Origin of the sequence: Spiroplasma sp. AdecLV25b, from assembly GCF_030913225.1 — a bacterium.
Lineage (GTDB): Bacteria > Bacillota_I > Bacilli_A > Mycoplasmatales > VBWQ01 > Spiroplasma_E.
Map to the genome: position 1 here is coordinate 17,675 of NZ_JAQYTS010000038.1, position 11,129 is coordinate 28,803.

General features: G+C 27.4%; 13 protein-coding genes and 1 riboswitch. Of the genes, 2 read left to right on the forward strand and 11 right to left on the reverse strand.

The window, feature by feature from the left end; genetic code table 4:
* Nucleotide 1 precedes the first annotated feature (1 nt).
* From RDJ14_RS03875 to nrdF, 11 genes are all read right to left on the reverse strand, one after another.
* Nucleotides 2-241: a hypothetical protein gene (locus RDJ14_RS03875; protein WP_308150066.1), complete on the reverse strand. Its 240-nt coding sequence runs from the start codon at nucleotides 239-241 to the stop codon at nucleotides 2-4.
* A complete protein-coding gene (locus tag RDJ14_RS03880) occupies nucleotides 231-884 on the reverse strand; it encodes a hypothetical protein (RefSeq protein WP_308150067.1) in 654 nt (217 codons plus the stop codon). The genes RDJ14_RS03875 and RDJ14_RS03880 overlap by 11 nt, the downstream gene beginning before the upstream one ends.
* A gap of 1,174 nt (nucleotides 885-2,058) precedes the next feature.
* Nucleotides 2,059-2,745: an ABC transporter ATP-binding protein gene (locus RDJ14_RS03885; protein WP_308150068.1), complete on the reverse strand. Its 687-nt coding sequence runs from the start codon at nucleotides 2,743-2,745 to the stop codon at nucleotides 2,059-2,061.
* 6 nt (nucleotides 2,746-2,751) lie between these two features.
* A complete protein-coding gene (locus RDJ14_RS03890) occupies nucleotides 2,752-3,240 on the reverse strand; it encodes a hypothetical protein (RefSeq protein WP_308150069.1) in 489 nt (162 codons plus the stop codon).
* A 2-nt stretch (nucleotides 3,241-3,242) separates the two neighbouring features.
* Nucleotides 3,243-4,076, reverse strand: coding sequence for a hypothetical protein (locus RDJ14_RS03895; protein ID WP_308150070.1), 834 nt, complete (start codon nucleotides 4,074-4,076; stop codon nucleotides 3,243-3,245).
* A 104-nt stretch (nucleotides 4,077-4,180) separates the two neighbouring features.
* A complete protein-coding gene (locus RDJ14_RS03900; protein WP_308150071.1) occupies nucleotides 4,181-4,738 on the reverse strand; it encodes a hypothetical protein in 558 nt (185 codons plus the stop codon).
* Between the two features lie 26 nt (nucleotides 4,739-4,764).
* Nucleotides 4,765-5,025, reverse strand: a complete 261-nt coding sequence (locus tag RDJ14_RS03905; RefSeq protein WP_308150072.1) for a hypothetical protein — start codon at nucleotides 5,023-5,025, stop codon at nucleotides 4,765-4,767.
* Nucleotides 4,982-5,644: a hypothetical protein gene (locus tag RDJ14_RS03910; RefSeq protein ID WP_308150073.1), complete on the reverse strand. Its 663-nt coding sequence runs from the start codon at nucleotides 5,642-5,644 to the stop codon at nucleotides 4,982-4,984. The genes RDJ14_RS03905 and RDJ14_RS03910 overlap by 44 nt, the downstream gene beginning before the upstream one ends.
* The gene (locus tag RDJ14_RS03915; RefSeq protein ID WP_308150074.1) at nucleotides 5,590-5,769 is read right to left on the reverse strand and encodes a hypothetical protein; all 180 of its coding nucleotides are present in this window, start codon (nucleotides 5,767-5,769) and stop codon (nucleotides 5,590-5,592) included. The genes RDJ14_RS03910 and RDJ14_RS03915 overlap by 55 nt, the downstream gene beginning before the upstream one ends.
* A gap of 18 nt (nucleotides 5,770-5,787) precedes the next feature.
* On the reverse strand, nucleotides 5,788-8,403 hold the full coding sequence (gene nrdE / locus RDJ14_RS03920) for a class 1b ribonucleoside-diphosphate reductase subunit alpha (RefSeq protein WP_308150075.1): 2,616 nt from the start codon (nucleotides 8,401-8,403) through the stop codon (nucleotides 5,788-5,790).
* A gap of 19 nt (nucleotides 8,404-8,422) precedes the next feature.
* The gene (nrdF, locus tag RDJ14_RS03925) at nucleotides 8,423-9,442 is read right to left on the reverse strand and encodes a class 1b ribonucleoside-diphosphate reductase subunit beta (RefSeq protein WP_308150076.1); all 1,020 of its coding nucleotides are present in this window, start codon (nucleotides 9,440-9,442) and stop codon (nucleotides 8,423-8,425) included.
* Nucleotides 9,443-9,652: 210 nt separating this feature from the next.
* A riboswitch (cobalamin riboswitch) is annotated at nucleotides 9,653-9,821 on the reverse strand.
* Between the two features lie 695 nt (nucleotides 9,822-10,516).
* On the opposite strand from nrdF, the gene RDJ14_RS03930 reads away from it, so the two are divergent.
* Nucleotides 10,517-10,885: a hypothetical protein gene (locus RDJ14_RS03930; RefSeq protein WP_308150077.1), complete on the forward strand. Its 369-nt coding sequence runs from the start codon at nucleotides 10,517-10,519 to the stop codon at nucleotides 10,883-10,885.
* Nucleotides 10,886-10,890: 5 nt separating this feature from the next.
* The coding region (locus tag RDJ14_RS03935) for an RNase H1/viroplasmin domain-containing protein (protein WP_308150078.1) at nucleotides 10,891-11,129 on the forward strand (239 nt) is incomplete at its 3' end.

Below are 11,129 nucleotides of genomic sequence, written 5' to 3' on the forward strand. Positions count from 1 at the left end.
ATTATGCAAGATTTCAAGTGTTTTTTACATCACCAGTATTAAATTCAAAATCAGCAGTTTTGCAACTTATTGTTAATTCATCTCCAACTTTTCAAGTTCCTAAACTATCCTTATTATTTATACTTTCCAACTGTACAATAATATTAATACCAAGCAAGTTATTTAGTGAATTAAATTCTTTAGCATTATCAGTTGCAGTAGCATCACTTTTAACTGTAATAACCGCTCCTTTAACAAGCATCAGCAGGAATTGTTTCACCATTCTTAAATTTTATATTAGGATTAGTTTCTACATCAGTATCTGTAGCTACTAAAAGAGGTATAATACGTTGTAATACGGTTGTAACAACATCAGTAGTATTATCACGTTTTAAGGCAATTGAATATTTAGGACCTAAAACAGTACTATCAGATTTTTTCATAAATTGAAAAGAAAAATTACCTCCTAAAACATGATATCCATTACCAGCGACTAGTTTTAAAGTTGGATTAATATTAGTAATTTGCCCTTCAATATCTGCTAATACATCCTTATCAAAATTTTTTGTTCCAGTTAATGGTTGGACATTTAATGTTTTGGTAATGAAATCATATGAAGCATCATCTTTAGCTTCAGAATTAGTACCTGGTGTTTCTAATAATTGATTAGCTTTAATAGATGTTGCTGGAACACTTGCAGGAATACTTCATTCTATTTTTTCACCACTAGAAGTCAAGGTAGCACTTTGTAAACCATGCCCATCTCCATCTAATAAATCTAAATTTTTTGCTACTTGTTCATTCATTCTTACTTCAGTGTTATCTTTACTACCACAAGAAAAAACACTCATAAATGGTTTTGCACCTAAAGCAATAATAGAAAATAATTTTAATAACTTTTTCATTTTCCATCTCTCCTAACTATAACTTTTTATTTATAAACCGCGGTAAAGTTTTCCTGTAGTTCCTCCTGGAAGAGTTGTACCTGCATAAAATGCTCCATCTACTTTATCAAAACCAAGACCATAAACTATACCAGTAGTACCTGAAATAACAGAAAAATTAGAACCACCACTACTTTTATAAAGCGCTCCAATACCAGCTCCAGTTCTTGTGCCAGCATAAACGTTACCTAGTTCATCAGCTGCTAAATTATAAACTGAACCAATAGTACCTGATATTAAATTAAAACTGTTGTTATTATTACTTCCAACATAAACTGTACCAGAACCATCACCAGTTCTTACACCAACAAAAATAACACTATTTTTATCACTTACTAAACTACGAACTTCAGCAGTAATCCCTGATACTTTTTTAAATTTAGTGTCGCCTGTTATAAATTTATAAAGTTCACCTTTACCTGAGTCAGTTCTTGTGCCAGCAAAAATAGTTCCATTGTTATCAACTGCTACACTTAGGCCTTCTCCATCACCGAAATAATCACCACCAACTATTCTAAAACCAGTTGTTCCTAAACTTTTATAAACTTCAGCAAAACCAAGACCAAAATTAGTATATTTAACAACTACATAAATATTAGTACCACTACTATCAATACTTAAGGCTCTTGGAAGAGTATATTTAGCAAAACTATCTGCAGGTAACCCAGGAACAATACCAAATGAGGAAATACCATCACTGACATAAACTTTACCTGATTGACTTGAAGTTTCAGTAGTAGCATAAACGTTACCATCTTTATCACTAACTAAACTTACAATAGCACCTAATCCACCAATAGAATATATATCAGTTTATAAGCCAAATGATGGTATAGGTGCTAACTATAGGATTGTATGAGATAATCATATATTAGTAATTTTCACTAACTTATATGAAAAATTTAAAAGTAAATTAGAACCATACATAAAAAAGACAGATGATACGTCTAATATTGGGAAAGGTACTATTAGCAAAATAAAATTTTCATATAACGAAAAAAAATATAAAGTAACAACTGGCAATGATATAACTGTTTGAACTTTAGTAGATTTATATGATATTCAAGGAACAAGAACTAGCTAATATTTAAAATTATTTGAAGTTAAATAGTTAAACACAAAGTCTTGGTATGTTTTATAAAACCTTACTAATAAATTCATTTAAATTTTCATATTTAATTAATGTTGTTTTTAATGTATTATCATAAACAATACTACTATCTTTTAAAACAATAATTCTATTACATAGCATTTCAATTTCTGTTAGATTATGACTAACAAGCAATAAAGTTTGTTCTGGACTAAGGTTGCTAATATGGTTAATAATTATTTTTTGTAAAGGCAAGTCTAACCCCGATGTAAGCTCATCTAAAATTAATAATTGAGGGCTATGGACTAAAGCTAACAATAAATTAAAACGTTGTTTTTGCCCAGGTGAAAATAATTGCAATTTTTTATGATAAATGTTATTTAATTGTAATGTAGTTAATAATTCATTAATTTTTATCTGTGTAATATTAGGATACACACTCTTATAAAAATTAAGGATATGTTTAATTGTTAAATTGGCAGGTCAATTGTTTTCTTGTAATTGAATACCAATTTCTGCTTTGATATTTTTACTATTAAAATTATAGTTAATGGTTCCTTTAGTGGGAGTTTGAATTTGACTAATGAGTTCAATTAAAGTCGTTTTACCTTGACCATTAGCACCTAAAATAGCAATTTTATCACCATTATTAATGATTAAATTAATATTTGTTAATACTTTGTTATTTCCATATCATTTATTGATATTTCCTAAATTAACTAGTAATGCCATTATTAGTTATTCCTTTCAATAATATAATTTATAAACATCATAATTGTGAAGATAGACACTATCAATCCCTGATGTTTGTACGTTATTATTGTCATCAATTTTTCAACGATACTCATTTCCTAATTCAGTGCCACCAACTAATGTTCTATTTTCTTGTAATTTTTCATCATAAAAAGTGATACTATAAACTTCGCGTGCTAAAGCACCTTTATCTTTTAATTCATAATTATCAGGATAATTTGCCATTAAGTCACCTAACGTTACCATAGTTGATTCATAGTGCATGTCAAATAACTTTTCATTATTATGTGTTCGATCAAAAGCGATAATTTCAATATTTAAAGCATTATCGCTTCTTTTGCTTAAAGCTCAATATTTAGGCAAATAAGTGATGTTAATGATAATAGAAATTCCGAAACTAATGACAAAAATATTTAAAAAAATTCACTTTATTATTCTTTGATATTTTTTAAAATAAACTATTATTTTTTTCATAATTATTGTATGTCCAATTTATTGTTAATTATTTTAAATCTTAAAAATTTAATTTTTTCTTTTAAAATAATTATTATTAATAATAAAATTGTCATAACTACCACTATTATCATTGGAATTTGATAGTTATTAAATAAATTATAGTCTTTAAAACTTACTAATTCATGGCCATGATAATGGGGAGTAAAGAAATATCAACTATAGATAACTAAACAAGTAAGATAAGTAGTAGGGATTAGTAGTGACATTATTTTAAGAATTATACTATTTTTAATCACGTATAATGGTAAAAAACAACCACCTAAAAATAATGTAAGTAAAAAATACGTAATGGCCACTATTAAATTAATTTTAAAATCATTAATATATTGATTAATTAAAAATCCAGTACAACATGATAGAATGCCATTAAAAATTAAAACAGTAGACAGGATTGGTCAATTGATTCATGCAAAGTTAATTTGTTGATAGTAAATACTAATAGCAACTGTCATTGTCATAATTGTTACAGTAAAAATAATTAGTAATTGATAAATAATGACACCATATAAAAAATCAATCATTTTTAATGGCATTGCTTTTAAACGTTTGAAAAATAAAGACTGTTTAAAATCAGTTAGTACTAATGTTAAATTAAGAATACCAATAATAGGACCAATAGCAATTATAATTCCAGGCAAAGCTAAGAATGGGCCATTACTACTATTAGGTTGTTGAATGGTATTAGCAAAGCTTATAACAATTATCATTAGTATTAATGGTAATCCTAAACATGTAATAACACTAATTCATGATTTAAATTGATAATAAAATAATAATTTTAATGTTGCTAGCATATTGTGTATGTTCCTTACTAATAATTTAATTAGTAGTTATTTTACCAATCATTCATTTATAAGTTCAATTAGTAAAATAACTTTAGCATATATTAAATTGTTTTTTAATTAATTCTTAAAAAATTTAAGTTAATAGTTTGTTGTTTTTCTAACGTAATGTTATCTATTCCAACTTCATAATTTTCAATTTTTCAATAGTTGTTTTGTCAACCACTTACTTCTCAATGTTTAGTAATATCTCAAACTCCTAATAAACTACGACCATATTGCGTATTAAATGACATTCAAAACGGTTGATAAGCATTTAATGTTTTGTCAGCATAATTATTTAAATAATCCATTAAATGTCCAAGTGTGTTATTTGTTTGTAATTTAGTTTTATCAATTTTAACATCAATACTTAAAATATTTGTTGGTTCACTGGGAATAGAACTATCTCATTGTGATCAATCAACATTGGCATTAATTTTAACTTCTTCATTATTGTCAGGTATGTTACTACTGAAATCTCAATTTACATTACGATAATCAATATTGTTTTTATGTGCAGTTTCATTTTGAATAAGATTATGATGATATGAAGTTTGAGTATTGTTGGTCGTAATTATCATAGTTGTACTTGTAGTTAATAAAATTGTTAGTAAATTAAAAGTTCTTTTCATAGTTAATTTCTCCTTCTGTGTTTGTTTTAGGCAATAAAATTGTTTTTAAAAGTAGTAGATTCTTCACTATTGAAAGAATTGTAAAACTTATTATTTAAATAGTTAATAATATTTTGATAATGTCAGCTATTACTTAAGTGAATAAATTGTGGTGTTTCAAATACTAGTTCTTGTTTTTGATTCATAATTTGCAAAGTAATACCTCAGTGTGGGCAAGGCAATGATAATAGTGTTCCATTATTGTTAATTCAAATTTCTTTGGGCGTAGCTGTTAAGTAAAAAAACATGATTTAAGTTCGTAGTTTGTAACGTGAAACTATTTTCATCAACTAAACTTAATGGGACATTCATACCAATAATTTTTTGTGAGATTCACTGTTGATAAATATCTAATTGTGAGTAATTTTTATTATTTTTCTTATCAAAAAAAATAGGTGTATCATTTAATAACTTTTCTCAGCCATTAGCATTTCATCAATTTTGATCAGTTTGACTCGTTGTTGCAGGCATACTACCATATTTTTTGAAATTATTCATTTCTTTATTAGTTAAAGTTTTACTTTTATTACTAGCTAAAATTTGATTAAATTTTTCACTATCCATTAAACTACTAGTACCAACAGAAGTATCTTCAGTAATGAAATTATTATTGGTGTAAGTAGTATTATTAACTTGTTTTCAACTAATAGGATTAGGTAAATTTATAGTTTTGGCACTATCTGTAAGTGTTAGTAGTGAAATAGCATCTTTAATATTATTAACATCAGGCAAGTAAATATACATTTCTGATTTACTATCTAAATCAATTCAATCATGTTGATTAAAACTATCATCATCATTAGTTTTATTAGTTAAGAAATAATGGTCATACCCAATTGTGGATGTTGTTGATTGTTCTTGAATCATTTTTCTACCCAAGATTCAGCAATCATTGGTTTTATGTTTTTGGTATCATTGTCACAAGCTAAAACATTTAAAACTGGTAAGCTAGTTGTTAAAAATATTGCTATAATTTTGTAAAATTTTTTCATTTTTTTTGCTTTCCTTTCTTATATAATACAAGCATCGCATTCATAATTTTCACTGTTTTGTAAAACTTCTTGTCGGACACGAACATAGTAAATAGATGAACACCCTTGTTTAAAAGCTTTAATATAGGCTTTATTCAAATCACGAGTTGTAACTGAACCATCCACAAATAAGGTTAATGATATTGCTTGATCAATATGTTGTTGTGCTGTTGCTACGATATCAATGATGGCATCTGGTCCCACTTCATACGCTCCTAACATATAATATTTTTTATTTTCAAAATTAATTTTATAAGCAGGTACATAAACTCTCCCTAATTTACCTTCTTTTCTGACTTCAACTGGTGCAACAACAGGTTGTAAACTAGCAGAACAAGAAGATAAGTAACTAATTGAACCAGTTGGAGCAATAGCCATCAAATGTGAATTAGCAATTCCTATTTTTTTAATATCTGCAACTAGCGATTGTCAATCTGCTTGTGAAGGGATTTTAATATTATACTTGGTGAATAGTTCTTTAATTATTTTTGTTTCTGGTGTTCATTTTTCCTTCTCGCATTTAGTATATTTATCAAAATATGAACCATCAGCAAATTTTGAATTTTTAAATCCATGAAAAGCACCAACATCAATTGCTAGTTTATTTGATGCTTTAAAAGCATGAAATGCCATTGCATAGAAAAAAATATTTGTAAAATCAACTGCTGCTTTGGAATTATAAAAAATATGATTTGTTGCTAAGAAACCATGTAAATTCATAGCACCTAATCCAACAGCATGATTTTTACTATTACCCTGTTGAATAGAAGGAACACTAGCAAAATCACTATTTCGTGAAACATGGTCTAATGAATAGATGGCATCATATATTGTTTGTGAAAATTCTTCACCACTTTCCATCATTTTAGCAATATTGACACTTCCCAAATTACAACAAATATCATCACCAATTTTTTTAAAACTTAAATCAGCATTAAATTCACTAGCAGAACTTACTTGGACAATTTCGCTGCATAAATTGCTCATCACAATTCTTCCGGGATGGGCATTACGATTATTTACTGTATCATCAAATAATAAATAAGGATAACCACTTTCAAAATGCAATTCAGCAATTGTTTGAAATAATTTTCGAGCACTAATAAAAGTTTTTTTAATTTGCGGATTGTTTAACATATTGTAATATTCTTTAGTAATAGCGATATCAGTCATTGGTTTGCCATAAACTTTTTGAATATCATAGGGACTAAAAAGCGCCATTTTTTCATTATTTTTAGCTAATTCAAAAGTAATATCAGTAATGACAATTCCTAGTGATAGTGATTTAATTCTAATTTTTTCATCTGCATTTTCACGTTTGGTATCTAAAAATAGCATAATATCTGGGTGATGAACATTTAGATAAACAGCACCTGCACCTTGTCTTTGTCCTAATTGATTGGCATAGGAAAATGAATCTTCTAAAATTTTCATAACTGGAATAACTCCTGTTGCTTGATTTTCAATATTTTTAATGGGGGCTCCAAATTCTCTTAAATTTGTTAAACATAAAGCAACACCGCCACCACGTTTTGAGAGTTGCAAAGAACTTGTAATAGCACGACCGATTGATTCCATATTGTCTTCAACTCGCAATAAATAACAAGATACATATTCACCACGTTGTTTTTTGCCAGCATTTAAAAATGTTGGTGTGGCAGGTTGAAATCTACCTAACATCATTTGCTTTTGAATTGCTTGAGCTTTTTTAATATTTCCATCACCAAAAAATAATGCATTCATAACAACACGTTCTTCGTAATGTTCTAAATATTGTTTACCATCAAAGCTTTTTAAACCATAAGCATTATAAAATTTCAAAGCACCCATAAAACTAGGAAATTCATGTTTAAATTCATAAGCATACTTAGTTAATTGTTCAATTTCTTCCATCGTATATTTATTAATTAGTTGTTCGTCGTAGTATTGATTTGTAACTAAGTATTCAATTCTTTCTTTAGTATTTTTAAATTTTTTTGAGTTAGGAATAACATGATGTTCCATATATGATTTTGCAGCAACAATATCAAGTTGAAAATTGTCTTGGCCTTTAGTAAAAAGTTTTGCTTGAGCATTAAGAGTAATGTATGCTTCAGAATCTAGGGTATTTGTTATTTCTTTTTTTTCTTTATTATTAGTATTTTTTCCTCAAAAATTAATTAAAATATCTTTAATGTTATTAACGTTATGTTGGGTTCCTAATAATTCAAATTGATAAAGCAAAGGAACATTTAACTTTTTAGAAATGATTGGTCCAGCAATCGCAAATGTTTCACCAAAATTAGTATTACCAGAAGCAATGACACCACGACAAAAATTACGATTTTGTTTATTATTTAAAAATTTAATTACTTGTTTGGGAACAGCACCATCTTTTATATCGCCGCCACCACTATATGTTGGTGTTATTAAAACATAGTCTTTATTAACTTCAATTTCTTCCTCTAAATCACAAGGAATTCGTGAATTTAGTATTTCTAATTTTTGAATAAATCTGTGAGTATTGTTTGAAAGTGATGAAAAATAAACTAGATGAATTTCACCAATTGGTTTTACTATGTTTTCATTTGAAACTTTTATAACATCATCATGCATTTTTTGTTCTCCTTTTTAATTAAAATTCTCAATCTTCATCGGTTGTTTCTTCTGTTACCCCCATCACATAAGATGAACCATTTCCCGAAAAAAAATCATGATTTTCATCTGCCCTGGCTGATAATTGGGTAAATATTTCTGGTTTAATTCTTGTTTCTTCTTCTGTAAATGGTGAATCATAACCTAAGTTTTGTAAAAATTTACCAGCATTATATAGACTGAATTTAATAGCATCATCAGCTAAACCAAATCCTTCATAAAGTTCTAGTAAATAAGTTTTTTCTAATTCTATTAATTCAAATAACAAATCAAATACGAATTTTTTCATTGCTACTTGTTTTTCAAATGGTAATTTTTCAATTTTTCTTTGATATTTGTAACCACTATAATAATTATGGATAACTTTATCTCTTAAAATTAATCTAATAATATCTGAGGTATTTGATAATTTTCCACGTGCTGATAAATAAAAGGGTAAGTAAAATCCACCATATAGTAAAAAACCAGGCATAAGTGATGCAGCTACTTTTGATTTTAAAGCATCATCACCAACATAGTAAGGAATTAAAACACGAGCACGAGCTTGTAAACTTTTTGTATTAATAACTCATTCATGTGCTTCTTCAATTTGTTCACTTGAACATAGCGTTGAAAATATTGTTCCATATGATCGTGCATGAACACCAACCATAAAAGCAAAATTAGCATAAATAACTTGTTCATGGTCAGTTAATGAGTTAGGAATTTGGGCTGTATCACCAACTGTTGCTTGAATAGTATCTAATAATGTTAAACCAGTAAAAGTTCGTGTGATGAGTTGTTGCCATTCTGGACTTAATGTTCTTCAAGATGTTAAATCATTTGATACGGGAATTTTTTCTGGTAATCAAAAGTTTTGTGTAATTCTAGTTCATACTTCTAAATCTTTATCATCATTAATAACATTTCAATTTATAGAACGCATTTTTCCTTGAAAATTATTCATAGCATATGCTAAAGGTGATAATGATTTTTGATAATATTTATTGCCTTTTGTCATATATTTTTCCTTTCATTTATAAATAAATTAATACAGTTTGATATTTAATAACCCCTATATAAGAGAAAAAAGAACTAAAAAACACCTAAGTTTCCTGTCGGTGTTTGCACAAATTTATCATTAATTATTAAAAATAAAGATACATTTTTTTACTATTAAAGTATGAAAATATCGTTACTATAACAATCGTTGATTCATCCCCAGGAATAACTACTATTTAAAAATTTAGACCGGTCTACTGGCTTAGCTTCATTTTACTAGTTACCCTTCTCAAAGAGATTTATCTTCAATGGTTATATAACGTTCATCAGCATTACAGTTGCTGGGACAGCAAGGGATTCTCACCCTTTTCCCGAACATCTAAAGTTTTAGGTTTATTTAGTTGTAAGAATATCATACTACAAAAAATGGAAATGTAAATTAAAAACATTTTGTTTTTTCATAAAATAGGATAATGATATGATAAGATTTAATAGATTACATGTGGGTTTTTGAATGAAATTATAAAATAAAAAAAAGAACCTTGCGGTTCTAATTATCTGTTTTGCACTAGGTTTGGTTACCCAGCAAGACATCACACATAACTGCTTTGCCATATCAAGTACAGGAGAACATGAATAATGAAACTGTACATAATTATTATAACATAACTAATATTTTATATTGATAAAATATTAAGATATTTATAAGTAATTGCACATGTAAACTTGAAAGGATTTAAAATGTCAAAAATTATTTATAAAAGTATGCACGTTTATACTTTACATCGTTCCAATAATTTAGATCATAAAAAAGGTAGACCTTCTATTTTGTTAAAATTTAAAAATAAAAACCCCAACAGCTAGGGTTGGGAACTCGAGAGCTTATTCTCTCTTACATATATAAGTATATATTATGTAAATTAAAAGTCAACTATTAGGAGAAAATAATGACAAAAAACAATGAAGAAAATTACAAAAAGGAACAGGAATTAGAGTTTGTATTCAAGGCGATATTGGTACAGATTCTAATACACAAAAATACCGTCCAGCAATTGTTATTAAATCTTATCCCAGTCATGTAAAAGTACAATTAATGACAACTGAATCAAGTCATCATGATTACTTTAAAATAAAAATTGATAATCAAATTCAACATATAAGACCAATTTATTGCAGGACAATTAAATTTAATGAAATTACTAATATTTGAAAAGATTTTGCAAATCAACCCATAGTTTTAAATAAAAACAGTACATTCTTTACCAAAGTTCAAGAAATGGAAATTAAAGAAAATCTTGGCTTAGACATAAATATACAAAGGTATAAGCAACAAGAAAATAGAATAGCTAATTTGGAAAAAGAAATGGAAGAATTAAAGAAGCAATTTAAATTTAAATTAGGATTAATCACAAAAAACGCTAATTTAAATAGTATTAATCAAGAAGAAGTAGAAAAGGAGTAACTAAAATGGCAAATAAATTTTATGCAGTAAAAAAAGGTCGTAGAATTGGAATCTATAAAACATGAGAAGAATGTTTAGAACAAGTAAGTGGCTTCTCTGGAGCACAATACAAACGATTTGATAATGCAACTGATGCTCAAGGGTACATAGATGATACCAAACCATCTCCAAGTTCCCACAATCAACCAAGTTATAATCATCATTATGAAGTAGTTGCTTATACTGATGGGAGTTTTAATGAAGA